Source organism: Pseudomonas sp. Irchel s3b2 (genome assembly GCF_900187445.1).
In the GTDB taxonomy this organism is placed as follows: domain Bacteria; phylum Pseudomonadota; class Gammaproteobacteria; order Pseudomonadales; family Pseudomonadaceae; genus Aquipseudomonas.
The window spans coordinates 12025-35264 of record NZ_FYEB01000003.1 but is presented as its reverse complement, the minus strand read 5'-3'; the positions used below and the strand labels follow the sequence as shown (position 1 = coordinate 35264).

At 58.6% G+C, this 23240-nt stretch carries 24 protein-coding genes, 1 tRNA gene and 1 pseudogene; 16 read left to right on the top strand and 10 right to left on the bottom strand.

Annotated elements, in window-relative coordinates; translation table 11 throughout:
* Positions 1-414, bottom strand: coding sequence for a rhodanese-like domain-containing protein (locus tag CKW20_RS09755; protein ID WP_030129277.1), 414 nt, complete (start codon positions 412-414; stop codon positions 1-3).
* A 152-nt stretch (positions 415-566) separates the two neighbouring features.
* Between CKW20_RS09755 and gpmI the strand changes: the two genes are divergently transcribed.
* The 5 genes from gpmI (at position 567) to CKW20_RS09730 (ending at position 7086) form a co-directional block, all read left to right on the top strand.
* Complete coding sequence (gpmI, locus tag CKW20_RS09750; RefSeq protein WP_095052737.1) at positions 567-2096, top strand: 2,3-bisphosphoglycerate-independent phosphoglycerate mutase; 1530 nt, start codon at positions 567-569, stop codon at positions 2094-2096.
* 230 nt (positions 2097-2326) lie between these two features.
* Positions 2327-3619: a murein hydrolase activator EnvC gene (locus CKW20_RS09745; RefSeq protein ID WP_095052736.1), complete on the top strand. Its 1293-nt coding sequence runs from the start codon at positions 2327-2329 to the stop codon at positions 3617-3619.
* Between the two features lie 31 nt (positions 3620-3650).
* On the top strand, positions 3651-4976 hold the full coding sequence (locus CKW20_RS09740) for a S41 family peptidase (protein WP_095052735.1): 1326 nt from the start codon (positions 3651-3653) through the stop codon (positions 4974-4976).
* A 1-nt stretch (position 4977) separates the two neighbouring features.
* Positions 4978-5766 carry a divergent polysaccharide deacetylase family protein gene (locus CKW20_RS09735; protein WP_095052734.1) on the top strand — a complete coding sequence of 263 codons (789 nt, stop codon included), beginning with the start codon at positions 4978-4980 and terminating at the stop codon, positions 5764-5766.
* 93 nt (positions 5767-5859) lie between these two features.
* The gene (locus CKW20_RS09730; RefSeq protein WP_095052733.1) at positions 5860-7086 is read left to right on the top strand and encodes a serine protease; all 1227 of its coding nucleotides are present in this window, start codon (positions 5860-5862) and stop codon (positions 7084-7086) included.
* A gap of 6 nt (positions 7087-7092) precedes the next feature.
* On the opposite strand, the gene CKW20_RS09725 is transcribed toward CKW20_RS09730, so the two are convergent.
* The 7 genes from CKW20_RS09725 to CKW20_RS09695 all read right to left on the bottom strand — a co-directional run bounded on the left by CKW20_RS09725 (position 7093) and on the right by CKW20_RS09695 (position 12903).
* Positions 7093-7848: an ABC transporter substrate-binding protein gene (locus CKW20_RS09725; protein WP_095052732.1), complete on the bottom strand. Its 756-nt coding sequence runs from the start codon at positions 7846-7848 to the stop codon at positions 7093-7095.
* Positions 7849-7921: 73 nt separating this feature from the next.
* The gene (gene hisF, locus CKW20_RS09720) at positions 7922-8692 is read right to left on the bottom strand and encodes an imidazole glycerol phosphate synthase subunit HisF (RefSeq protein ID WP_007897430.1); all 771 of its coding nucleotides are present in this window, start codon (positions 8690-8692) and stop codon (positions 7922-7924) included.
* A gap of 9 nt (positions 8693-8701) precedes the next feature.
* A complete protein-coding gene (hisA, locus tag CKW20_RS09715) occupies positions 8702-9439 on the bottom strand; it encodes a 1-(5-phosphoribosyl)-5-[(5-phosphoribosylamino)methylideneamino]imidazole-4-carboxamide isomerase (protein WP_019581800.1) in 738 nt (245 codons plus the stop codon).
* A 42-nt stretch (positions 9440-9481) separates the two neighbouring features.
* Positions 9482-9739 (bottom strand): DUF2164 domain-containing protein, encoded by a 258-nt coding sequence (locus CKW20_RS09710; protein ID WP_046045558.1) that lies wholly within the window; start codon positions 9737-9739, stop codon positions 9482-9484.
* On the bottom strand, positions 9740-10378 hold the full coding sequence (gene hisH, locus CKW20_RS09705) for an imidazole glycerol phosphate synthase subunit HisH (RefSeq protein WP_095052731.1): 639 nt from the start codon (positions 10376-10378) through the stop codon (positions 9740-9742).
* Positions 10378-10971 (bottom strand): imidazoleglycerol-phosphate dehydratase HisB, encoded by a 594-nt coding sequence (gene hisB, locus CKW20_RS09700; RefSeq protein ID WP_007939452.1) that lies wholly within the window; start codon positions 10969-10971, stop codon positions 10378-10380. Before hisB ends, hisH begins: the two co-directional genes overlap by 1 nt.
* Before the next feature lie 270 nt (positions 10972-11241).
* Complete coding sequence (locus tag CKW20_RS09695) at positions 11242-12903, bottom strand: OFA family MFS transporter (RefSeq protein WP_052962820.1); 1662 nt, start codon at positions 12901-12903, stop codon at positions 11242-11244.
* Positions 12904-13244: 341 nt separating this feature from the next.
* On the opposite strand from CKW20_RS09695, the gene CKW20_RS09690 reads away from it, so the two are divergent.
* The 5 genes from CKW20_RS09690 to CKW20_RS09670 all read left to right on the top strand — a co-directional run bounded on the left by CKW20_RS09690 (position 13245) and on the right by CKW20_RS09670 (position 17472).
* Entirely contained in the window at positions 13245-13649 is a 405-nt protein-coding gene (locus CKW20_RS09690; protein ID WP_095052730.1) for an acetyl-CoA sensor PanZ family protein, read from the top strand.
* Positions 13650-13725: 76 nt separating this feature from the next.
* On the top strand, positions 13726-15960 hold the full coding sequence (locus tag CKW20_RS09685; protein ID WP_095052729.1) for an AsmA family protein: 2235 nt from the start codon (positions 13726-13728) through the stop codon (positions 15958-15960).
* Positions 15957-17024 (top strand): A/G-specific adenine glycosylase, encoded by a 1068-nt coding sequence (mutY, locus tag CKW20_RS09680; RefSeq protein ID WP_095052728.1) that lies wholly within the window; start codon positions 15957-15959, stop codon positions 17022-17024. Before CKW20_RS09685 ends, mutY begins: the two co-directional genes overlap by 4 nt.
* The gene (locus tag CKW20_RS09675) at positions 17021-17293 is read left to right on the top strand and encodes an oxidative damage protection protein (RefSeq protein ID WP_047272894.1); all 273 of its coding nucleotides are present in this window, start codon (positions 17021-17023) and stop codon (positions 17291-17293) included. Before mutY ends, CKW20_RS09675 begins: the two co-directional genes overlap by 4 nt.
* A 103-nt stretch (positions 17294-17396) precedes the next feature.
* Positions 17397-17472 (top strand) — tRNA-Phe (locus CKW20_RS09670).
* A gap of 84 nt (positions 17473-17556) precedes the next feature.
* Here CKW20_RS09670 and CKW20_RS09665 read toward each other — a convergent pair.
* Entirely contained in the window at positions 17557-18006 is a 450-nt protein-coding gene (locus CKW20_RS09665) for a hypothetical protein (protein WP_095052727.1), read from the bottom strand.
* Between the two features lie 262 nt (positions 18007-18268).
* Between CKW20_RS09665 and CKW20_RS09660 the strand changes: the two genes are divergently transcribed.
* From CKW20_RS09660 to CKW20_RS09645, 4 genes and pseudogenes are all read left to right on the top strand, one after another.
* Positions 18269-19324 carry a YhcG family protein gene (locus CKW20_RS09660; protein ID WP_095052726.1) on the top strand — a complete coding sequence of 352 codons (1056 nt, stop codon included), beginning with the start codon at positions 18269-18271 and terminating at the stop codon, positions 19322-19324.
* A 54-nt stretch (positions 19325-19378) separates the two neighbouring features.
* A pseudogene (locus CKW20_RS29825) lies at positions 19379-19522 on the top strand (alpha/beta hydrolase); the annotation flags it as partial.
* A gap of 36 nt (positions 19523-19558) precedes the next feature.
* Complete coding sequence (locus CKW20_RS09650) at positions 19559-19975, top strand: hypothetical protein (protein WP_095052725.1); 417 nt, start codon at positions 19559-19561, stop codon at positions 19973-19975.
* Positions 19976-19981: 6 nt separating this feature from the next.
* Positions 19982-20434 (top strand): hypothetical protein, encoded by a 453-nt coding sequence (locus tag CKW20_RS09645; RefSeq protein ID WP_095052724.1) that lies wholly within the window; start codon positions 19982-19984, stop codon positions 20432-20434.
* Between the two features lie 69 nt (positions 20435-20503).
* Here CKW20_RS09645 and gabP read toward each other — a convergent pair whose 3' ends face one another.
* Positions 20504-21898, bottom strand: coding sequence for a GABA permease (gabP, locus tag CKW20_RS09640; protein WP_095052723.1), 1395 nt, complete (start codon positions 21896-21898; stop codon positions 20504-20506).
* Positions 21899-22039: 141 nt separating this feature from the next.
* On the opposite strand from gabP, the gene CKW20_RS29005 reads away from it, so the two are divergent.
* Together CKW20_RS29005 and CKW20_RS09635 are read left to right on the top strand one after the other, a co-directional pair.
* Positions 22040-22303: a hypothetical protein gene (locus CKW20_RS29005; RefSeq protein ID WP_141228931.1), complete on the top strand. Its 264-nt coding sequence runs from the start codon at positions 22040-22042 to the stop codon at positions 22301-22303.
* A gap of 158 nt (positions 22304-22461) precedes the next feature.
* Positions 22462-23235, top strand: coding sequence for an ABC transporter ATP-binding protein (locus tag CKW20_RS09635; RefSeq protein WP_007897462.1), 774 nt, complete (start codon positions 22462-22464; stop codon positions 23233-23235).
* Positions 23236-23240 lie beyond the last annotated feature (5 nt).

The following is a 23240-nucleotide window of genomic DNA, read 5'->3' as shown; positions in this document are numbered from 1 at the left end:
TCACTTCACCAACGGCAGATTGTCGGCTTTCCAGCTGGAAATACCGCCGGACAGCTTGGCGGCGGTGAAGCCGGACTTCATCAGTTCGCGGGCGTGGGTGCCGGCAGTCTGGCCCATGGCGTCGACCAGGATAATGGTCTTGGCCTTGTGCTTTTCCAGTTCACCGACGCGAGCAGTCAGTTTGTCCTGAGGAATGTTCAGCGCACCAACGATGTGACCGGCGGCGAAATCCTTGGTCGGACGAATGTCGATCACCACGCCTGCGTCCTTGTTGACCAGCCCGGTCAGTTCACCGGTGCTCAGGCTGCGGCCGCCGCCCTGCATCTGATAAGCGATCAGCAACGCCAGCAGTACGACGAAGATACCGACGAGCAAATAGTGGTTAGTGGCAAATTCAATCAGGTGAGCAACCATCGAAGGAGGTTCCAGGGCGTTAAAATGTCGGCCAGTATACACAGCCGCTATGGTGGGCCAAACCCCGTCCGGCGGTGACGCGGTCGGAACTTCGCTTTAAACTGCCACTCCCTTTTCCATCGCCTTCTTTAACTCAGCCACGAGCGGAATCCATGACTACCACGCCTAAACCTTTGGTCCTGATCATTCTCGACGGCTTCGGTCACAGTGAGAGCCCTGAATCCAACGCCATCTTTGCGGCCAAAAAGCCTGTACTGGACCGCTTGTGGGCCACCGTGCCGAACGGCCTGATCTCGGGCAGCGGCATGGACGTCGGCTTGCCGGACGGCCAGATGGGTAACTCCGAAGTCGGCCACATGAACCTTGGCGCTGGCCGGGTGGTGTATCAGGACTTCACCCGCGTGACCAAAGCGATTCGCGATGGCGAGTTCTTCGAGAACCCGACCATCTGCGCCGCGGTGGATAAAGCCGTTGCTGCCGGCAAAGCCGTGCACTTCATGGGCCTGCTGTCCGATGGCGGTGTTCACAGCCATCAGGATCATCTGATCGCCATGGCTGAACTGGCCTACAAGCGCGGCGCCGAAAAAATCTATCTGCACGCCTTCCTCGACGGCCGCGACACGCCGCCGAAAAGTGCCCAGTCGTCGATCGAACTGCTGGACGCAACCTTCCAGGCCCTCGGCAAAGGCCGGATCGCCAGCATCATTGGCCGTTACTACGCCATGGACCGCGACAACCGTTGGGACCGCGTGTCTCAGGCGTACAACCTGATTGTCGATGGCATCAGCGAATTCAATGCCGCCACCGCTCAGGAAGGCCTGCAAGCCGCTTACGAGCGTGGCGAGAGCGACGAATTCGTCAAAGCCACGTCCATCGGCGAACCCGTGAAAGTCGAAGACGGCGACGCCGTAGTCTTCATGAACTTCCGCGCCGACCGCGCCCGCGAACTGACCCGCGTGTTCGTCGAAGACAACTTCAAGGAATTCGAACGCGCTCGCCAGCCAAAACTGGCCGGTTTCGTCATGCTGACCCAATACGCCGCCAGCATTCCTGCGCCGTCGGCCTTCGCCGCGAGCAGCCTGGACAACGTGCTGGGCGATTACCTGGCGAAAAACGGCAAGACGCAGTTGCGCATCGCCGAAACCGAGAAGTACGCCCACGTGACCTTCTTCTTCTCCGGCGGTCGCGAAGAACCGTTCCCGGGCGAAGAACGCATCCTGATCCCGTCGCCGAAAGTCGCCACCTATGATTTGCAGCCCGAGATGAGCGCCCCGGAAGTCACCGACCGCATCGTCGACGCCATTGAAAACCAGCGCTACGACGTAATCGTGGTCAACTACGCCAACGGCGACATGGTCGGTCACAGCGGTGTGTTCGAGGCGGCAGTCAAAGCGGTCGAGTGCCTGGACCTGTGCGTCGGCCGTATCGTCGATGCCCTGGAAAAAGTCGGCGGCGAAGCCCTGATTACTGCCGACCACGGCAATGTCGAGCAAATGTCCGACGAGACCACCGGTCAGGCGCACACTGCGCATACCACCGAGCCAGTGCCTTTCATCTATGTCGGCAAGCGTGACCTCAAGGTTCGCGACGGCGGCGTGCTGGCGGATGTGGCGCCGACCATGTTGATGTTGCTGGGGCTTGAAAAACCTGTGGAAATGACCGGGACTTCGATTCTGGTGTAATCCGGCAGTCAAACGCAGCCAAAAACCCTGTGGGAGCGAGCCTGCTCGCGATAGCAATCTGACAGCCAACATCTTTGTTGAATGTACTGATGCCATCGCGAGCGGGCTCACTCCCACATTGGTTTTCGGTGTTTTTCTGTCCAGTTATCACACAACCCCAAATGGGCATTTTTTTTGCTGCGCATGGCGGGCATACTAGGCCGTCCCTTTCCCTGGTGTCGCCCGCCTCTATGCTTCGCGTCCTGATAGCCCTTGCCCTGACTTGCCTGCTCCAACCGGCCTTCGCCGACGAACGCACGCAAACCCAACAACAGTTGGACGCCACGCGTCAGGACATTGCCGAGCTGAAAAAGCTGCTGGGTAAACTCCAGGAAGAAAAATCCGGAGTGCAGAAAGACCTCAAGGGCACTGAAACCGAGATGGGCAAGCTCGAGAAGCAGGTCGAAGCCCTGCAAAAAGAGCTGAAGAAAAGCGAATCCGAGCTACAGCGACTCGATGCGGAGAAAAAAAAACTCCAGAGCGCGCGCATTGAACAGCAACGACTGATCGCCATTCAGGCCCGCGCGGCCTATCAGAACGGCCGTCAGGAATACCTGAAGCTGCTGCTCAACCAGCAGAACCCGGAAAAATTCGCCCGCACCCTCACCTATTACGACTATCTCAGCCAGGCTCGCCTGGAGCAGCTGAAGAATTTCAACGAAACCCTGCGCCAACTGGCCAATGTCGAAAAAGACATCGCCATGCAGCAGGCACAATTGCTGGTGCAAAAAAGCAGCCTCGACAGCCAGCGCGACGAACTCGACAAGGTCCGCAAAGAACGCCAGCAAGCCCTGGCCAAGCTTAACGATGACGTGAAGGCTCGCGATCAGAAACTGGCGGCGCGCGAGCAGGATCAGGCGGACCTGTCTAAAGTTCTTAAAACCATTGAAGAAACCTTGGCCCGTCAGGCCCGAGAGGCAGAAGAAGCGCGGCAAAAAGCGCTGATCGCCCAGCAGGAAGCTGAAAAAAAGCGTTTACGTGAGGCCCAGGCTGAAGCAGATGCCACCGATGCCCCACGCAAAACCGTTAAATCGACACCCGGCGCACTGGTTTCAAGTTCAGGCGAAACCTTTGGCGGCGCCTTTGCTTCCACCCGTGGCAAACTTCCCTGGCCGGTTGATGGTCGATTGCTGGCGCGCTTCGGTGAAAGCCGTGGTGACGATGTCCGCACCAAATGGGACGGCGTAATGATCAGCGCCTCCGCCGGCAGCCAGGTGCATGCCGTACACGGCGGCCGCGTGGTGTTTGCCGATTGGCTGCGTGGCGCCGGGTTGTTGGTGATTCTCGACCACGGCAATGGCTTTTTGAGTCTTTACGGTCACAACCAGACGCTGCTCAAGTCTGCCGGTGACGTGGTAAAAGCCGGTGAGTCCATCTCCACTGTCGGTAGCAGTGGCGGGCAGGACACACCAGCGCTGTATTTCGCTATTCGTCAGCAGGGTCACCCGAGTGATCCGGCGCAATGGTGTCGTGCGCAAGGATAAGCACGCCATCTACTTCAGGAGTTCGTTCGACATGCTGTATTTGTCCCGCCTTACCTCGCTGGCCCTGACGATTGCCCTGGTGATCGGCGCACCGTTGGCGTTCGCCGCTGAGCCTGCCCCGGCGGTCGCACCTGCAGGCACTGCTGCGACCACCAAGGCGCCATTGCCGCTGGACGAGTTGCGCACCTTTGCCGAAGTCATGGACCGGATCAAGGCAGCCTATGTCGAACCGGTGGACGACAAGACCCTGCTGGAAAACGCCATCAAAGGCATGCTCAGCAACCTCGACCCGCACTCCGCGTACCTTGGCCCGGAAGACTTCGCTGAATTGCAGGAAAGCACCAGCGGCGAATTCGGAGGCCTGGGCATCGAAGTCGGCGCCGAAGACGGTTTCATCAAAGTGGTTTCACCCATCGATGACACCCCGGCCTCCAAGGCTGGCATTCAGGCCGGCGACTTCATCGTCAAGATCAACGGCCAGCCGACTCGCGGCCAGAGCATGACCGAAGCCATCGACAAGATGCGCGGCAAGATCGGCCAGAAGATCACCCTGACCCTGGTACGCGACGGTGGCGCGCCATTCGACGTGACCCTGGTCCGCGCCATCATTCAAGTGAAAAGCGTGAAGAGCCAGCTGCTGGAGTCCGGCTACGGTTACATCCGCATTACCCAGTTCCAGGTCAAGACCGGCGAAGAGGTCTCCAAAGCCCTGGCCAAGCTGCGCAAAGACAACGGCAAGAAGCTCAGCGGTATCGTCCTCGACCTGCGCAACAACCCGGGTGGCGTGCTGCAATCGGCGGTGGAAGTGGTCGACCACTTCATCACCAAAGGCCTGATCGTCTACACCAAGGGCCGCATCGCCAACTCCGAACTGCGCTTCTCCGCCACCGGTAAGGACGAAAGCGAAGCTGTGCCAATGGTCGTGCTGATCAACGGCGGCAGCGCCTCGGCCTCGGAAATTGTCGCCGGCGCCCTGCAGGATCAGAAACGCGCGGTGGTCATGGGCACCACCAGTTTCGGCAAAGGCTCGGTCCAGACCGTGTTGCCGCTGAACAACGAACGCGCACTGAAAATCACCACGGCGCTGTACTACACGCCGAATGGCCGCTCGATTCAGGCCCAAGGCATTGTCCCGGACATCGAAGTGCGCAGGGCCAAGATCACCAACGAGCAGGACGGCGAATACTTCAAGGAAGCCGATCTGCAAGGTCACCTGGGCAATGGCAACGGCGGCGCCGACAAACCGACCGGTTCCGGCGGCAAGGCCAAGGCCAAGGCCATGCCGCAGGATGACGATTACCAGTTGGCCCAGGCCCTGAGCCTGCTCAAAGGGCTGAGCATCACTTCCGGCCGCTGAGATGCGCCTGCGGTTGCTCCTCGGTCTGCTGTGCTGTCTGGTGGGTGTCGCTCACGCGGCGCCTGCCACGACGACGGCCACACCGGCGAAGGCTTATCTGAGCCTGATCATCGATGACCTGGGGCAGAACCTGCTCCAGGATCGCCGCGTACTGGCACTGCCCGGCCCGGTCACCGCGGCAATCATGCCCGACACACCCCACGCCACCGAGTTCGCCCGCGAAGCCCATCGCGCCGGCAAGATCGTCATTCTGCACATGCCCATGGCCCCGGCCACCGGGCCGTTTGCCTGGCATCCCGAGTTACCCATCGAAGAACTCGAGAAGCGCTTGAACGCGGCGTTCAAGGCTGTGCCGTATACCGCTGGCATCAACAACCACATGGGCAGCCGCATGACCGTTCAGCAACCGGCCATGGCCTGGCTGATGGCGGACTTGCAGCGTCGGCACAAGTTCTTCGTCGACAGCCGCACCAGTGCACAAACCGTGGCCGCCGCCGAGGCGCAGAAGATTGGTTTGGCGAGTATTTCGCGGGATGTGTTTCTGGATGATGAGCCCACCGAAGCGGCGATTTTCACTCAGCTACAGACGGCGATCAGCCTGGCACGCAAGCAGGGTTCGGCGGTGATGATCGGGCATCCGTATCCGCAGACACTGGCAGTGCTGGAGCGTGAGCTGCCCAAGCTCAAGGCGCAGGGCATTAACTGGATCGATATCAAGCAGATGATCAGCGTGCGCGGCAATCGCGCGACGGCGGCGCATGGCAAGGATGGCAACTACCGCAACCGCTGATAGAAACCGCTGACAATAACTATCTATACCTCAAGGCCATCAGGATCGTGCCAGGATAGGGTTCACTCTGAATTTCATCACCAAGGAATGGCCATGAAATACATAAAACATCTAACCCTTTGCTGTCTTCTGATCGCCAGCACATGCCTCCATGCGCGGGACCTGGGAGAAGGGGCCATCAACGGATCGACCTCCAAAGCCCTGCAAAACCAAGACAAGCGCTACTCGCTCTGGAGCGGTATCGGACGCCTGACCTTCAGTTCCGGCGCCTCATGCACCGCCTCCCTGCTCGACACACGAAACAGCCAGGGCAAAGCGGTGGGACCGGCGTATCTGATTACCAGCGGTCATTGCGTACTCTATGAATACGGGACTTCACGCACTGATATAGCCATCGATGCGAACATCACCTTCAACTATTTCCATGACGAGCCAGAGCGGCAAATTACTTACCCGGTACGCACTGCAGTCTGGAGCAGCACCGTTGGCACTGATCTGGCCGTCATCAGGATTGAAAGATCACTGGCAAGCCTCATCAAGGCAGGCATCAAACCACTCCCGCTTGCTGCACACCAAAACGATGAGCGTCGTGATGTGCTCAACATTGGAGCCCCCTCGGGGTTCACCGAGCAAGGCCTGCGCATGAGTGTTTGCTCGGAACAATCGGCCGGTAGCTTTATCGGGCATCCAGGGGTGTTTTCCCTGGCAACCAGAAATCGATGCGATGCAATCCGCGTCGGCAGCTCCGGAAGTCCAATGCTGGATCGGGGCAACGGCGATATCACCAGCATCGTGAGCAAGTACGCACTGCCTGCCGGTGAAACAGGCCGGTCGGAGTGCAGTTACAGTGGTTCGTGTGAGGCGAGTACTTATAACTACAGTTACTCTGCCAACTTTCTGCACCACTGTTTTATCAATGGCGTATTCGACGGCAACTCGCAGAACTGCTTATTACAGCCCGTGAACATTGCTGTCGAGGCGCCCTGGCGCATAAGAAGCCACGTATACATCGAGCGGGGTACTTTCCAGGAACGTATTTTGCCAACCTGGAACTACAGGTTTTCCATCAGCTCGCCGTTTTATCGATATAAAACCACGCGCGATGCAAGAAATTGCCATCGGCCGGCGGATTACAGTGCCGCCCTTGAGTCCACCGCACCATCAATCAACCAGGCCATCGGCCCTCAAACGGGCATTCACGTACTGTGCATCATTGGAGTTTCAAGCGCGGAGCAAAGTATCACCAAGTCGTTGCTGCGAACTGCGTTCACATGGGCGGTTTACCTGATTGATAGCACTACAACCGTCGAGACTCGTTGAGTCTCTTTAGAGATACCGCGCCATGATGTCGTCGACCACACCTTCCCTGCGCAGCTGATCCAGCGCTGCCTGAAGTTTGGCTACTACGTCATCCGGTACGTCCTTGTTCAGCGCCAGGTACAACTCGGCGCTGTTGAAGCGCAGTACCGTCTTGAGTCCGGTCACTCCATCCTGGCGAGCCAGATAACGGCCCGCCGGATCGCCCGTGGCCCATAGATCAATCTGACCGTTAACCAACTTCTTTGCGTTGTCCTGATCCCGCAACACAACAATCGGTTTCAAACCTTGCTTGGCCAGTGTCTCGGCAATCGCATCACCCTTGTAGGCACCAATCTTGTACTTGCGCGCCTGCTCCAGGTTTTCCAAGGTGATCTTGCTGTCAGCCTTGGCCAGCATGATCCAGTCGTCAGGACCGATAGGGCCGACCCACTTGAAGAGTTTCTCGCGATCCGGCAACCGTGCCATCACGAACACGCCATAACCGGGCTTTTCCAGGGCGAGTTTGTAGATTCGCTCCCAAGGGAAACGTAGCGTCAGGCTGTAGGTGATGTCGGCGCGTTTGAACATCTCGCGGACGATGTCCGCGGCAATGCCGTTGATGTTCTCGTCCTGAGCGAAATTTTTGCCATTCTTCGCCATGTTGTACGGCGGGAAGTTTTCCGTCAGCAACACCAGACCGGTACCGGGATTTTCTTCGGCGTGAGCTCCGTTGATGAGCAACAGAGAAGCGCTGGCGAGGACAAGAAGAAGACGTTTAAGCATGTCGGGCTACCGGAATCCATGGCGTGCTCAAGAGTGCCTTGAGCCCGCCACACTGTCCACTGGCCTGTACTGTTTAACGCATCACGATGCCGCGATGAGCCATGTAGGCCTTGGCTTCCTGCACGGTGTATTCGCCGAAGTGGAAAATACTCGCCGCCAGCACCGCGCTGGCGTGGCCTTCGAGAATGCCGTCGGCCAAATGCTGCAGGTTGCCGACACCGCCGGACGCGATCACCGGAATCCCCAGCGCATCACTGATGGCGCGAGTGACGCCCAGGTCGAAGCCGTTTTTCATGCCGTCCTGGTCCATGCTGGTCAGCAGGATTTCACCGGCACCGAGGCCTTCCATCTTCTTCGCCCACTCAACGGCGTCGAGGCCGGTTGGCTTGCGACCGCCATGGGTGAAGATTTCCCAGCGCGGGGTTTCGCCCGGACCGGAAACCTTCTTCGCATCGATGGCGACGACAATGCATTGCGAGCCGAAATGCTGAGCCGCTTCGCCGACGAATTCCGGATTGAACACCGCAGCGGTGTTGATCGAGACCTTGTCCGCACCGGCATTGAGCAAGTTGCGAATGTCCTGCACGGTACGCACGCCGCCACCCACGGTCAGCGGGATAAACACCTGGCTGGCCATGCGTTCGACGGTATGCAGCGTGGTGTCGCGACCGTCGACGCTGGCGGTGATGTCGAGAAAGGTAATCTCATCGGCACCTTGTTCGTCGTAACGACGGGCGATTTCCACCGGGTCGCCGGCGTCGCGAATGTTCTCGAACTTGACGCCCTTGACCACCCGGCCGTTATCCACGTCCAGGCAAGGGATGATGCGTTTGGCCAGCGCCATGGTGAGTCCTCAGCCTTTGTACGAATCGCAGAAAGCTTGCGCTTCAGCGACATCGAGGGTGCCTTCGTAAATCGCCCGGCCGGTGATGGCGCCGATGATGCCTGGCGCCTTGGCGTCGAGCAGCGACTTGATGTCACCCAGATTGTGGATACCGCCGGAAGCGATCACCGGAATCTTCGTCGCAGCGGCCAAAGCGGCGGTGTAAGAGACGTTGCAGCCCTGCATCATGCCGTCTTTGGCGATGTCGGTATAAACGATCGCAGATACGCCGTCGGCTTCGAATTGCTTGGCCAGGTCGATGACCTGCACGGTGCTGATTTCAGCCCAGCCGTCGGTGGCGACAAAACCGTCTTTGGCATCCAGACCGACGATCACTTTGCCCGGGAACGCGCGGCAGGCTTCAGCCACGAAAGCCGGATCTTTCACGGCCTTGGTGCCGATGATCACGTAGCTCACGCCTGCTTTGACGTAGTGTTCAATGGTTTCCAGCGAGCGGATACCGCCGCCGATCTGAATCGGCAGGTTCGGGTAGCGCTTGGCGATGGCGGTGACCACTTCGCCGTTGACCGGCTGGCCTTCGAAGGCACCGTTCAGGTCGACCAGATGCAGACGGCGGCAACCGCCTTCCACCCACTTGGCAGCCATGCTCACCGGGTCATCGGAGAACACCGTGGAATCTTCCATGCGGCCCTGGCGCAGACGAACACAGGCACCGTCTTTGAGATCGATAGCGGGAATAATCAGCATCTGGCAAACCTTCAAATTCGAGTATTCAGCTTCGCTCGGAAATCAGTTTTTCTCGAGCGCCCACAGGTCGCTTTCGATGCTTTCGAACCTCTCTTTGAGGTGCGTCTGCACATCGAAAATCGCCCTGTTGTAATAGTGCGGAGCAATTTCACGGGTAAACAGCTCAAGGATTTCAGCCGCTTCGAACGAACCCAGGTCCAGCTCGAAGCGATCCTCCATGAAGCGTTTGATCTTGTGATTGGCCTCGTTCTCCTGTTCGGGAGTGAGGGTCAGGATCGGCGGCTTCTTTTTGGCAGCCATTTACCAGCGACCATCCCACGCAGCGAAGTTCTGCAGCAATTGCAGGCCATGGGTATGGCTTTTCTCCGGGTGGAACTGCACGGCGAAACGCGAGCCATCGGCCAGCGCTGCGGCGAAATCGACCCCGTAGTGACCGCTACCGACCACCTGCCGCGCATTGCCGGCAGCGATGTAGTAGCTGTGCACGAAGTAAAAACGCGCCAGGTCGGGAATGTTGTGCCACAGCGGGTGTTCTACCGTCTGCTTCACTTCGTTCCAGCCCATGTGCGGGACTTTCAAGTGTTCGCCGTCTTCGTGCAAATCCTTGCCGAAGAACTTCACCTGGCCCGGGAACAGACCGATGCAGTCCACGCCGTCGTTCTCTTCGCTACGGTCGAGCAAGGCTTGCATGCCCACGCAAATGCCGAGGAACGGACGGTCCTGGCTGACTTCACGCACCAGCGAATCGAAGCCCAGACGACGGATCTCCGCCATGCAATCGCGAATCGCGCCGACGCCGGGAAAAACCACCCGGTCGGCTTCGCGAATCACATCGGCATCGCTGGTGATCAGGACCTTGCCGGCACCGACGTGCTCGAGGGCCTTGGCCACCGAGTGCAGGTTGCCCATGCCGTAATCGATAACCGCGACCGTCTGCATTACAGAACGCCTTTGGTCGACGGCATCTGACCGGCCATGCGGTCATCCAGCTCCACGGCCATGCGCAGGGCGCGGCCGAAAGCCTTGAACACGGTTTCGATCTGGTGGTGGGTGTTGTGCCCACGCAGATTGTCGATGTGCAAGGTAACGTTGGCGTGGTTGACGAAGCCCTGGAAAAATTCCTGGAACAGGTCAACGTCGAAACCGCCGACGGTCGCGCGGGTATAAGGAACATGCATCTGCAGGCCAGGACGGCCGGAGAAGTCGATCACCACACGCGACAGCGCTTCATCGAGCGGCACGTAGGCGTGGCCGTAGCGACGGATGCCTTTCTTGTCGCCGATGGCTTTGGTGAAGGCCTGACCCAACGTGATACCGACGTCTTCCACCGTGTGGTGGTCGTCGATATGCAGGTCACCCTTGCTGACAATATCCAGGTCGATCAGCCCGTGACGGGCGATCTGGTCCAGCATGTGCTCAAGAAAAGGTACACCGATATCAAATCGGGCCTTTCCGGTGCCATCCAGGTTGATCGAGGCTTTGATCTGGGTTTCCAGAGTGTCGCGCTCGACAGACGCCATACGTTCGGCCATCACCAGCTCCGCAAAAATCATTGGGGCGAAAAAGGCAGCCATTATAGGGTCGCGGACGCTAAACAGAAACACGAGAGGTGATATCACTGACGGAGTGAATCCCCTGCTGTCGGGGATAGACATGTCCATACAAGCACGCCAGGCCACAGATCGCTCCCACGCTCTGCGTGGGAGTGCAGCCTTGGACGCTCCGCGTCCACTCTGAATGTGACGCGGAGCGTCACGGGAGGCATTCCCACGCAGAGCGTGGGAACGATCAGTGTCAGGGGTTTAGTGGAAGAGTACTGCTGTTTTCTGCAGCGTCACCCAAACACCCCACGCCAACGGAATCCCCACCACCAGCCACGCAGCCACCGCCAACGGCTTGGTGCCCGCATCCGCTTTCCATTCCAGCACGGTGCTGGCGTCAGCACCCTTGTCGTGGCCCAGCGCCTGTTCGGCGGCCAGTTCAGCGTCGGTCATGAAGTACTTGTCAGCCACCGGGCGAACCATCAGGTTGCACAGGAAACCCAGCACCAACAGGCCCGCGAGGATGTACAGAGTGATGTCATACGCCGCGGCGCGCTCAACGCCAATGCTCAGCTGATATTCACGCAGGTAGTTCACCAATACCGGCCCCAACACACCCGCCGCCGCCCACGCCGTCAGCAGACGGCCATGGATCGCACCGACCATTTGCGTACCGAACAGGTCCGCCAGATAAGCCGGCACCGTCGCAAAACCACCGCCATACATCGACAGGATGATGCAGAACGCTGCCACGAACAGCGCAACGCTGCCCAGGTGACCGAGGTTCGGGATCAGCGCGTACAACGCGAAACCGAGGGCGAAGAATACGAAATAAGTGTTTTTGCGACCCAGGTAGTCCGAGAACGAAGCCCAGAAGAACCGGCCACCAATGTTGAACAGGCTCAACAACCCGGTGAAGCCGGCAGCAATCGCTGCGATCGAGGCCAGTTGCCCGGCATCCAGCTGACCAAATGTCTGGTCGGTGCCCAGCAATTTACCGGCAAAGACTTCCTGCAACAGTGGCGAAGCCATGCCGAGGATGCCGATACCCGCCGAAACGTTCAGGCACAGCACCAACCACACCAGACGGAATTGCGGAGTCTTCCACGCCACATTCACATGGACATGACGGTGAGTGATCATCGAGTTCGAAGCTTTTTTCGCCGGAGCAGTCCAGCCTTCAGGCTTCCAGCCGGTTGGCGGAACGCGGTAGGACAGCGCGCCACCGATCATGAACACGAAGTAGATCGCGGCCATCACCAGGAAACTCTGCCATACGCCTACGCTGGTTGGCGAAGCGAAGTGGCCCATCAGCGCTGCAGCCAGTGGAGCACCCACCATCGCGCCACCGCCGAAGCCCATGATCGCCATGCCGGTAGCCATGCCGCGCTTGTCCGGGAACCACTTGATCAGGGTCGAGACCGGCGAGATGTAACCCAGGCCCAGGCCGATACCGCCGATGACCCCGGAGCCGATCCACATCAGCCAGATCTGATGGGTATAGACCCCCAGCGCCGAAATCAGCAGACCGCCACACCAGCACAGCGCCGACACCACACCGGCTTTGCGCGGACCTGCGTGTTCCAGCCAGCCGCCCCAGATTGCCGCCGAGCAGCCAAGGAAGATGAAGAACAGGGTGTAGATCCAGCCGAGCATCGAGATCGGCCAGTCGCATTGAGACGAAAAGACCTGAGCGATGAAGCTCATGTCCGGCGCGCAAGTCACGGCCTTGGTGACGCCCAGGGCTTTGGACAACGGCAACCAGAACACCGAAAAGCCGTAGGCCATGCCGATGCACAGGTGAATGGCCAGAGCGGCCGGTGGTACCAGCCAACGGTTGAAACCGGGCTTGGCGATGATGCGTTCCTTGGACAGGAACGCGGGCTGATCGGCAAAGCCGTCCGCCGTGATGCTCGTGGTCATGGTGTTTCCCCCAATTATTAGTATTGTTCGCCAGCCGTACTTCACCCCCAGCCTTAATCCACGCAGGCATGACTGTTTTTTTAGGTGAAGCTCCATTTTGGTGCGACATCACGTCGCAGAAGGACGGACGAACGGGCAGAGGTTACCATTTGCACGTGACAGAGAAACCAAAGTGACATCACCTTTTGCAGGTCATCTGATCTCGTACCACTGGATGAATATACTTTCACGCTGTGAACAACACCGACCCGTAGGCCGCCTTCGCTGGCAAGCCAGCTCCTACAACCGGGAACACATCAAGACGGTATCTACGGACCGGATCAGCTTTCAAAGGAGACACCATGCCGATCATTGTCGAGCTGCTGAACCACGCCACTTATCAGGATCAGCAAGATCTTCAGAAAATCTATCGCGACGCCCCGGACTGGCTGTTTGCGCCATTTACAGGGGACCTGCAGCTGATTGAAGACTGCTTGCGGAACGGTTCGCTGATTGCCGGGCGCTTCAACGATCGCCTGTTGGGTGCGGCACGTTTGCAACGGCACCCCGATGTCTGGCACTTGTCCCATTTATGCGTACGAAAAATCACCCGTCGTCGTGGCGTTGCCGAGCGTCTAGTGAACGAAGCGCAGAAAATGGCGTCGCAATCGGGCGCGACATTGCGGTTGTTGGCACCTGCCGGGCACCTCGAAGCTCAAGCGCTAGCAGCTAAGCTGAAGGTGCCGCTGGATGTACTCCCGACGTGATCACTGACCGGCCGGCCACTTCGGAGCGCTATACTCCCCGGCTAAATTTCGATTCGACTAATACAAGGACTCGCCCATGAAAGCGTTCGGCAAAATCCTGGGTCTGGTACTTCTCGGGCTGTTGCTGATCATTGTGGCGCTGGGCTTTGCCCTGACCCACCTCTTCGATCCCAACGACTATAAAGACGAGATTCGCCAGATTGCCCGCGACAAGGCCCACATCGAGCTGACGCTCAATGGCGATATTGGTTGGAGCCTGTTTCCCTGGCTAGGCCTGGAGTTGCATGAAGCCAGTGTGGCGACCCTGGCCAAGCCTGCCGAACCATTCGCAGACTTGCAGATGCTCGGCCTGTCGGTCCGCGTGATTCCGCTGCTGCGCCGCGAAGTGCAGATGAGTGATGTGCGCGTCGAAGGTCTGAACCTGCGCCTGAATCGCGACAAGAACGGCCACGGCAATTGGGAAGACATCGGCAAAGCCCCGGCGCCTGCCACCCCGAGTACCTCGGCCACGCCACCCGCCGCTACCGGCGAACCTGCGCCAACGACTACCGCTCAGGCAGAAAAACCGGCCCAGCCGATCCGCCTGGACATCGACAGCCTGACCGTCAATAACGCCCGCATTGAATACAGCGACGAAAGAACCGGCAGGCAGTTCAGCGCCGAAAGCATCCAGCTGAGCACTGGCCCGGTGCATGATTCAACCAATATCCCGGTCAAACTCACCGCGTTCCTCGGTACCAACCAACCTGTTCTGCGGGTGCGAACCGAGCTGGCCGGCGAGTTGCGTTTCGAGCGTGCGCTGCAGCGTTACAAATTCGAAGATATGAAACTCTCCGGTGAAGTCGCTGGCGATCCACTGCAAGGCAAGACCATGACCTTCGCTGCTCAAGGTCAACTGTTGCTGGACAAGGCCGCCAACGTCGCCGAATGGACCGGGATCAAGATCTCCGCCAATCAGCTGCGCGCCTTGGGTGAACTGAAGGCCAACGACCTCGACAAGACCCCGCAGATCACCGGCGCGCTGTCGATCGCCCAGTTCGATCTGGCGAAATTCGTCGACAGCATCGGCCAGAAACTCCCGGCGATGGCCGAAGGTAGCCTGAGCAAAGTCGAACTGGTGAGCCAGGTTGCCGGCACGCCGACCAGTCTGTCCCTCGACAGTCTCAACCTGAAACTCGATGACAGCACTTTCAGCGGCCGCATCGCTGTCGAGGACTTCGCCAAGCAATCGCTGCGACTGAACCTCAAGGCTGACACCTTCAACGTCGACCGTTACCTGCCACCAAAATCCGCCGAAGCCAACAGTGCCAAGCAGGTGCGTCAGGCCGAAGTGGCCAACACCGAGAGCGAGGCCATGGCGGGTGCAGGCAGTTCACCGCTGCCGCCATCACCAACCAAAGGGCCATGGAGTACCGACCGTCTTTTCCCGGAAGAGCGCCTGAGCAAACTCGACGTGGACGCCGACCTGACCTTCGGCCAGCTGACCCTCGACAAACTGCCGATTCAGAATGCTGCACTCAAGGCCACCGGCCAAGGCGGCCTGCTGACGCTGGAGAACCTGCGCGGCGACCTGTACGACGGCAACTTCGAAGCGAAAGGTACCCTGGACGTGCGCCAGCAAGTGCCGGCGCTGAATATGCAGACGCGCATCAGCAAAGTGCCTGTAGAAAAAATCCTCGAAAGCCAGGGGAAAAATCCACCGGTCCAAGGCCTGGTTACGCTCGATAGCGCGCTGACCAGCAGCGGCAATAGCCAGAGCGTGCTGATCGATAACCTCAACGGCAATACCAGTTTCGTCATCAACAACGGCGTGCTGCTCAATGCCAACCTTGAGCAGCAACTGTGCAAAGGCATCGCCACCCTGAACCGCAAAACCCTCACCGGCGAGCCACGGGGCAAGGACACACCGTTCGAAGAGCTCAAGGGCAACCTGACCTTGCGCAACGGCGTGGCCAGTAACCCCGACCTGAAAGTGCGTATCCCGGGCATGACCGTCAACGGTAATGGCGACATCGACCTGCGAGTGCTGGGCATGGATTACCGCGTCGGCGTGATCGTCGAAGGCGACAAGAGCGACATGCCGGACCCGGCCTGCCAGGTCAGCGAGCGCTTCGTCGGCATCGAGTGGCCGCTGCGTTGCCGCGGCCCGCTGGAACTGGGCGCCAAGGCTTGCCGCATCGACAACGAACGCATGGGACAAGTCGCCAGCAAACTGGCCGGCGAGCGGATCAGCGAAAAAATCGACGAGAAGCTTGGCGATAAAGTCAGCCCGGAACTGAAAAACGCGCTCAAGGGGCTGTTCAAGCGATGAGAGCCGAGCAATTTTCAACGGCGGTGCTGGACTGGTACGACCGACACGGACGGCACGATTTGCCTTGGCAGCAGGGCATCACCCCTTACCGGGTGTGGGTCTCGGAAATCATGTTGCAGCAGACCCAGGTCAGCACCGTGCTGAATTACTTCGACCGTTTCATGGCCTCGCTGCCAACGGTCGAAGCCCTGGCCGCCGCGCCAGAAGACGAAGTGCTGCACCTGTGGACCGGCCTCGGTTACTACACCCGCGCGCGCAATCTGCAAAAGACCGCGAAGATTGTCGTCGCCGAATATGGCGGCGAGTTTCCCCGTGATGTGGAAAAGCTCACCGATCTGCCGGGTATCGGCCTGTCCACCGCCGGCGCGATTGCCAGCCTGAGCATGGGCCTGCGGGCGCCGATCCTCGATGGCAACGTCAAACGAGTGCTGGCGCGCTTTACCGCGCAAGAAGGTTATCCGGGCGAGCCCAAGGTTGCCAAACAGCTGTGGGCCAACGCTGAGCGCTTTACGCCGCATGATCGGGTCAACGCCTATACCCAGGCGATGATGGACCTGGGCGCCACGCTCTGCACCCGCAGCAAACCGAGCTGCCTGCTCTGCCCGCTGGAAAAGGGCTGCGAGGCGCACATGCTTGGCCTCGAAACCCGTTACCCGATCCCCAAGCCGCGCAAAGCCGTGCCACAGAAGCGTACGCTGATGCCAATGCTCGCCAACGGCAAAGGCGCGATTCTGCTTTACCGTCGCCCTTCCACGGGCCTGTGGGGCGGTCTCTGGAGCCTGCCGGAACTCGACGACCTCGACGACCTGCAACATCTGGCTTCGCAGCACTCGCTGGAACTGGGAAGCCAACAGGCACTGCCGAGCCTGGTTCACACCTTCAGCCACTTTCAGTTATCCATCGAACCCTGGCTGGTTCAGGTCCAGGAGGCCGGCCATCACGTGACCGAGGCCGACTGGCTCTGGTATAACCTCGCCACCCCGCCGCGCCTGGGCCTTGCCGCCCCGGTCAAAACCTTGCTCGAACGCGCGGCCGCCGTATTGAACGCAGGAGAGTCGTCATGACCCGCACCATCATGTGCCGCAAGTACAAAGAAGAATTACCCGCCCTGGAGCGCGCTCCATTTCCGGGTGCAAAAGGTCAGGACATTTTTGACCATGTCTCGGCCAAGGCCTGGGCCGACTGGCAGAAACACCAGACCCTGCTGATCAACGAAAAACGCCTGAACATGATGAACGCCGAAGATCGCAAATACCTTCAGGGCGAAATGGACAAGTTCTTTTCCGGCGAGGAATACGCCAAGGCCGAAGGCTACGTTCCGCCATCGGAGTAACCCTGCAAAATCGGGGGCCGGATCGTAAGCGACGGAATAAATTAAAATTTTTTTGAAAACTTTCTTGACGACCCCCTGAAAAACCAGTTTAATGCGCCCCGTTGCCCAGATAGCTCAGTCGGTAGAGCAGGGGATTGAAAATCCCCGTGTCGGCGGTTCGATTCCGTCTCTGGGCACCAAATACCGAAAACCCTGAATCGCAAGATTCAGGGTTTTTTTATGCCCTCGATTTGATCAGGCATCGTGCAAGCGTCTCTCTTGGGCTAGTTTTCAGTATTCCAGTGGAAGACAAGATTGCGAGCGGCACCACTTCCTACATCCGCCGTATCACGCCGTTCCTCACCATTGCGCGTCGCGACGACGGTGTACTTGCCAGGTGGCAGCTGTACGTAAACCAGCGGGCCGGCCTCACTCAGCGTCAGCACGGGTTGCCCCGGGTCTTTCTGAATGACCAGATTTACATCCGGCACATATTTGCCCTCCGCCCCGATGGAGAAAGTCATGTGCAGGTTGTAACCCTGCGTTTGTTGAATGGCTCGAGCCTCATCCTCTCCGATCCCCCCGGACAGGTAAGTAATCCCGTTTTGCTGTTGCTGCTGGACTTGCACGCCTGTGCTGTCGATCGGTTCAAGACTGGCGGCGTTAAGCACGACTGGAAACATCAGTACGCCGACAGCGGCGATGGGCAGCATGAATGAATGGACGTTCTTCATGATGTCGACTCCCGGGCTGCTTAGAACCCAATCGTTACTCTTTTTAGATTTGTTGCTGAATGTTCAAGTTTTAGATCGAATCGGACTTGGGCTCACTGCGAATAGGACTACACGGCCTACTCCTCAAATACGGACCGCAGTCGGTCCGGTCCTGCAAAACGAATCCGCCTTTCCTTCCGACTTTCCAGCAACGCCCGGCATCGCGAACTATCACTCTCTTGCCATCCTCTTGCGCCTGCTTCCTTCAGCCGCGGAAAATGTCATGACCTCCCTCAAACCCGGTAACACTCAAGATCCACAAGTCACTTCACTGCTCGGCAATCTTGGCGAACTGATCCGCGAAGCGCGTCAGAAGGTGTTGCGAGCGGTTGATACCGTTCAGGTGCAAACCTGTTGGCAGATTGGCCGGCATATTGTGGAGTTCGAGCAGGAAGGCGCTCGGCGGGCGGTGTATGGCAAGCAGCTGCTATCGACGCTGGCGAAAGTGCTGACGTCGGAGTTTGGGAAAGGCTTCGACGTTTCCAACCTTCGCTATATGCGCCTGTTCTATCAAGCATTCCCAATTCGTGACGCACTGCGTCACGAATTGAGCTGGACCCATTACCGCAGACTGCTACGAGTCAACAATGACCATGCTCGCCACTGGTACATGAACGAATCTGCTCTGCAGAACTGGTCAAGTCGCGCCCTCGAGCGCCAGATCAATACCCTCTATTACGAACGCCTGCTGGCGAGCCGCGACCGGTCCGCCGTCAAACAGGAAGCCGACACCAACATCCAGCAAATGAACGCTAGCCCTCGGGATTTCATCCGGGACCCGGTGCTACTGGAATTTCTCGGCCTACCCAATGCGGGCTTGATCCAGGAAAGCGAACTTGAACAAGCATTGATCAATCAACTCCAGGGCTTCCTGCTCGAACTGGGCAAAGGCTTCGCCTTCATCGCTCGCCAACAACGCATCAGTACCGAGAGCAAAGACTTCTACATCGACCTGGTGTTCTACAACTACCTGCTCAAGTGCTTCGTCATCTTCGACCTCAAGCGCGGCGTACTGACCCACCAGGATGTCGGCCAGATGGACATGTACGTGCGCATGTACGACGACCTCAAGCGCGGACCGGAGGATGGCCCCACCGTCGGCCTCATTCTTTGCGCGCAAAAAGATGAATCGGTGGTGCGCTATTCAGTGCTGCAAGGCAACGAACAACTGTTCGCCAGTACCTACAGACTGGTACTGCCGAGCGAGGAGGAACTTCGCACAGAACTGGATCGGGAATGGGCGTTGATTGAAGAGCGGTTACTCAGGCAGAGGTCCTGATAAACATGAAAGACTGTTCATGAACGGTGTGACCAGGGTGGCTGGTTAGCCGCAAAAGACATCAACGAAGAAGAAGTCGGACATTTCGCCTTTTTTCGCAGCGCATACCAAGCCACACTATGGCCCATTGCATTGTCCTGGCTGCAGACCGGCGAGCTGGCCCCCGATACATCCGGGCGGCGAGTGCCATGCAGTTGATTAATGCGCTCCTTCAATGAATTACGGAACGACACTATGGCCTCCGCCAACAAGCAGAACAAACGCGCCTCCCGCGCCAAGGCCAAGGCCAAGCAGAACCGCACCCAGCGGGCCGCCGCGCCGGTCGAGCTGGACCCGAACGACGATCGCATTGACTTCGAATCGGTGGACCTGACCGAACTGTTCAAAGAAATGATCGATGCGGCAAAGATCAGTCAACAGGCGATGTGCGCGGCCTTTCTTGAACACCCACTGCTCGCGCTAGTGCTGGAACAGGAAGGCGAAGAAACCGCGACAGACTTCATCATTGCTGCACTGATCGAATATCGCCAATGGTCCACCGAAGCCGACGAAGCCAGCGCCTTGGCGTGGATCGAATCCCCGGCCTTCCAGGCTGACTACGTGGCAGCGTCCGAAGTCATCGCAGCCCAAAACCAACAGAAACCGAACTGAGTTCCCATGGCCTCCCTGAACAAGCAACAGAAACGCGCCAAACGCGCCAAGATCAAAGCCAGGCAAATCAATATCCACGGCAGAAAACCCGCCGCGCTGGACGATGACCTGAGCGAACTCGGCGAGCCGATCCCGGAATACACCCTGGCGATGTTCAGCAAAATGCGCGACGCCGAGGCCACCAGCCGCAACGACATGCTGCAGACCCTGCTGTCGAACCTCGCCGGGATCATCAGCGACCATCCAGAACTGCTGGACATGGAAAACGCCGACAACGAAGCCATGGCCGCCACACACCTGGCCGCCGACATGCTGATCGATTACCGCATGTGGGCCGACGGCATGGATCGCGATGCCGCCCAGGCGTGGCTGACCGACCCGCAGTTCATCACCGATTTTGGCGATGCGCTGGACAGTTATCGTCAGGCGCTGGACCTGCCGGTGGAAAAGGCTGAGTAAGGCTACTCTGGAAGTAAAACGGCCGCTTGTCATCTCTGACAGCGGCCGTTTTGCATTACGCAGCGCGAATCAGTTCAACACCACCGCCCCACGCCGTTCCAGCTTGCGACGACGAGCCACGAACAACCCGGCGGCCACCACCAACAAGCTCAACAGACCAGTCGCGAGGATCTCCACGCGATGGGCGTCCTGGAACAGCATGATGGTCAGGGCAGCGACGATGAATACGATCACCGCGTAGGTCAGGCCCGGGAACAGCCACATGCTGAAGGCAATTTTTTCACCGCGAGCCATACGCTGCTTGCGCATACGCAGTTGCGAAATCGCGATCACCAGGTACACCAGCAACGCGATGGCGCCAGAACTGGCCAGCAAGAATTCGAATACAGCGGCCGGGGCCACGTAGTTGGCGAACACTGCAAGAAACGCAGCTGCGGTCGACAGCATCACGGCCCAGTAAGGGGTGCCGCTGCGGTTGGTGCGCTGGGAAACGGCCGGTGCATCACCGCGTTTGCCCAACGAGAACATCATGCGCGACGCGGTGTAGAGCGCCGAGTTCAGGCAGCTGGTCACCGCAACCAGAACCACGATATCAACGATCAGCTTGGCATTCGGGATACCCATGCGCTCCAGCACGGTCTGGTAGGAACCGACGCTGGCTAGAATCGGGTCGTTCCATGGCACCAAAGCCACAACGATGAAGATGGAGACGAGGTAGAACAAGCCAATCCGCCAGATGACCGAATTGGTAGCCTTGGAAATCTGCTGGCCAGGGTTCTTCGATTCTGCGGCCGCAATAGTCACGATCTCGGTGCCCATGAAGGAAAACATGGTGGTCAGGATGGCTCCCAGCACCGCGCCCATGCCATTTGGCAGGAAACCTTGAGTGTCAAACAGGTGCGACACGCCGCTGACCTGGCTGGTAGGCAGGAAACCGAAGATCGCCAGAATGCCAAGCCCGATAAAACCGATGATCGCTACGACTTTGACCAGCGCGAACCAGAACTCAAACTCTCCGTAGTTCTTCACACTGAACAGGTTGGTCACCGTCAGCAGCAACGTGATAACCAAAGTGAAGGCCCAGATCGCCACATTCGGGAACCAGGCATGCAGGATGGTCGCGGCAGCGTTAGCCTCCAGCGGGATGACCAAAACCCAGAACCACCAGTAGAGCCAGCCGATGGTGAAACCGGCCCAGTGACCGATTGCGCGGTCGGCGTATGTGGAGAAGGAGCCAGTGTCCGGTGAAGCGACGGCCATTTCGCCAAGCATGCGCATTACCAGCACCACCAGCATACCGGCGGCGGCGTAGGCCAACAGCACGGCCGGGCCTGCAGCGGCGATGGCATGGCCGGAGCCGACGAACAGGCCGGCGCCGATAACCCCGGCGATCGACAGCATGGTCACATGACGCGGTTTTAGCCCCTGTTCGAGGCCATTGGAGGAGCTGTGGCTACTACTCATTAAGACTACCTTTGCAAGGAAAGCGATGACGTCAGCCCGGTCTGGCATCTCTTCTCGTAAAAAGAATCCAACAGGGCGTTTCTTATTCTGCACGCAATAATTACGCCAAAATGTTTCATACGCCCGTTGCACGGGACCTGTGTGCTGATTGAGCAATCATCGCAAGCCCTTGAGATCAATGGCATTTCGCCAGAACGTTACCCTGCCACCCACTTCAAAGAACGAATCAGTGCACCGGAAACACAGCAAAAAATTCGTACTCGCACAATAAAAGTGCAGATCAGGAACGTTTGTCCGGTTAGCGCTTCCAACACCTCGCCAAAGCTGGCAACATCGCGCCTTTTTTTCGACAGCCGCCACGCTTTTCATTCAAAAGCAGTGTTCAAACGGCTGTTCGGTTGTTGATGGGGCGACAGTCTGCTGTGCCGATGCGACACCCTGCCACATGCCACCCGTTTACTGCCCGTAGCGCTGTTGGCTGCCATTCGAACGCTATGCTAGCTTGGCCGCCTCGCCAGGAAGGCCGCCAATAGCAGGAGCGCAAAACACTATGAGGAACGCACATGGCTGAGGCCACGCCCGCGCTTGAAATCCGCAACTTGCACAAACGTTACGGACAGCTTGAGGTGCTCAAAGGCATCTCGCTGACCGCCCGCGACGGCGACGTGATCTCGATCCTGGGTTCCTCCGGTTCCGGCAAGTCCACGTTCCTGCGTTGCATCAACCTGCTGGAAAACCCGCACCAGGGCCAAATCCTGGTGGCTGGCGAAGAACTCAAGCTCAAAGCCGCCAAGAATGGCGAACTGGTCGCTGCCGATGGCAAGCAGATCAATCGCCTGCGCAGCGAGATCGGTTTTGTATTTCAAAACTTTAATCTCTGGCCGCACATGAGCGTGCTCGACAACATCATCGAGGCCCCCCGCCGCGTGCTCGGCCAAAGCAAAGCCGAGGCCATCGAAGTCGCCGAAGCCTTGCTGGCCAAGGTCGGCATCGCTGACAAGCGTCACGCTTATCCGGCGCAACTCTCTGGCGGACAGCAACAACGCGCAGCCATCGCCCGTACCCTGGCGATGCAGCCCAAGGTGATCCTGTTCGACGAGCCCACCTCCGCCCTTGACCCGGAAATGGTCCAGGAAGTACTTAATGTCATCCGCGCATTGGCCGAAGAAGGCCGCACCATGCTGCTGGTGACCCATGAAATGGGCTTCGCCCGTCAGGTTTCCAGCGAAGTGGTATTCCTCCACCAAGGCTTGGTAGAAGAACAAGGATCGCCGCAGCAGGTGTTCGAAAACCCGCTTTCGGCGCGCTGCAAACAATTCATGTCCAGCAACCGCTAACGGAG

What these genes read in the sequence shown, in the direction of transcription:
- CKW20_RS09710 (WP_046045558.1), bottom strand. Translation starts at nt 9,739, where the DNA reads ATGGCTGCCAAAAAGAAGCCGCCGATCCTGACCCTCACTCCCGAACAG.
- gabP (WP_095052723.1), bottom strand. Translation starts at nt 21,898, where the DNA reads ATGAGTAGTAGCCACAGCTCCTCCAATGGCCTCGAACAGGGGCTAAAA.
- CKW20_RS09735 (WP_095052734.1), top strand. Translation starts at nt 4,978, where the DNA reads ATGCGCCTGCGGTTGCTCCTCGGTCTGCTGTGCTGTCTGGTGGGTGTC.
- CKW20_RS09745 (WP_095052736.1), top strand. Translation starts at nt 2,327, where the DNA reads ATGCTTCGCGTCCTGATAGCCCTTGCCCTGACTTGCCTGCTCCAACCG.
- CKW20_RS09660 (WP_095052726.1), top strand. Translation starts at nt 18,269, where the DNA reads ATGACCTCCCTCAAACCCGGTAACACTCAAGATCCACAAGTCACTTCA.
- CKW20_RS09645 (WP_095052724.1), top strand. Translation starts at nt 19,982, where the DNA reads ATGGCCTCCCTGAACAAGCAACAGAAACGCGCCAAACGCGCCAAGATC.
- hisH (WP_095052731.1), bottom strand. Translation starts at nt 10,378, where the DNA reads ATGCAGACGGTCGCGGTTATCGATTACGGCATGGGCAACCTGCACTCG.
- CKW20_RS09755 (WP_030129277.1), bottom strand. Translation starts at nt 414, where the DNA reads ATGGTTGCTCACCTGATTGAATTTGCCACTAACCACTATTTGCTCGTC.
- hisB (WP_007939452.1), bottom strand. Translation starts at nt 10,971, where the DNA reads ATGGCCGAACGTATGGCGTCTGTCGAGCGCGACACTCTGGAAACCCAG.
- CKW20_RS09675 (WP_047272894.1), top strand. Translation starts at nt 17,021, where the DNA reads ATGACCCGCACCATCATGTGCCGCAAGTACAAAGAAGAATTACCCGCC.
- CKW20_RS09690 (WP_095052730.1), top strand. Translation starts at nt 13,245, where the DNA reads ATGCCGATCATTGTCGAGCTGCTGAACCACGCCACTTATCAGGATCAG.
- gpmI (WP_095052737.1), top strand. Translation starts at nt 567, where the DNA reads ATGACTACCACGCCTAAACCTTTGGTCCTGATCATTCTCGACGGCTTC.
- mutY (WP_095052728.1), top strand. Translation starts at nt 15,957, where the DNA reads ATGAGAGCCGAGCAATTTTCAACGGCGGTGCTGGACTGGTACGACCGA.
- CKW20_RS09665 (WP_095052727.1), bottom strand. Translation starts at nt 18,006, where the DNA reads ATGAAGAACGTCCATTCATTCATGCTGCCCATCGCCGCTGTCGGCGTA.
- CKW20_RS09730 (WP_095052733.1), top strand. Translation starts at nt 5,860, where the DNA reads ATGAAATACATAAAACATCTAACCCTTTGCTGTCTTCTGATCGCCAGC.
- CKW20_RS09650 (WP_095052725.1), top strand. Translation starts at nt 19,559, where the DNA reads ATGGCCTCCGCCAACAAGCAGAACAAACGCGCCTCCCGCGCCAAGGCC.
- hisF (WP_007897430.1), bottom strand. Translation starts at nt 8,692, where the DNA reads ATGGCGCTGGCCAAACGCATCATCCCTTGCCTGGACGTGGATAACGGC.
- CKW20_RS09635 (WP_007897462.1), top strand. Translation starts at nt 22,462, where the DNA reads ATGGCTGAGGCCACGCCCGCGCTTGAAATCCGCAACTTGCACAAACGT.
- hisA (WP_019581800.1), bottom strand. Translation starts at nt 9,439, where the DNA reads ATGCTGATTATTCCCGCTATCGATCTCAAAGACGGTGCCTGTGTTCGT.
- CKW20_RS09685 (WP_095052729.1), top strand. Translation starts at nt 13,726, where the DNA reads ATGAAAGCGTTCGGCAAAATCCTGGGTCTGGTACTTCTCGGGCTGTTG.
- CKW20_RS09725 (WP_095052732.1), bottom strand. Translation starts at nt 7,848, where the DNA reads ATGCTTAAACGTCTTCTTCTTGTCCTCGCCAGCGCTTCTCTGTTGCTC.
- CKW20_RS09695 (WP_052962820.1), bottom strand. Translation starts at nt 12,903, where the DNA reads ATGACCACGAGCATCACGGCGGACGGCTTTGCCGATCAGCCCGCGTTC.
- CKW20_RS09740 (WP_095052735.1), top strand. Translation starts at nt 3,651, where the DNA reads ATGCTGTATTTGTCCCGCCTTACCTCGCTGGCCCTGACGATTGCCCTG.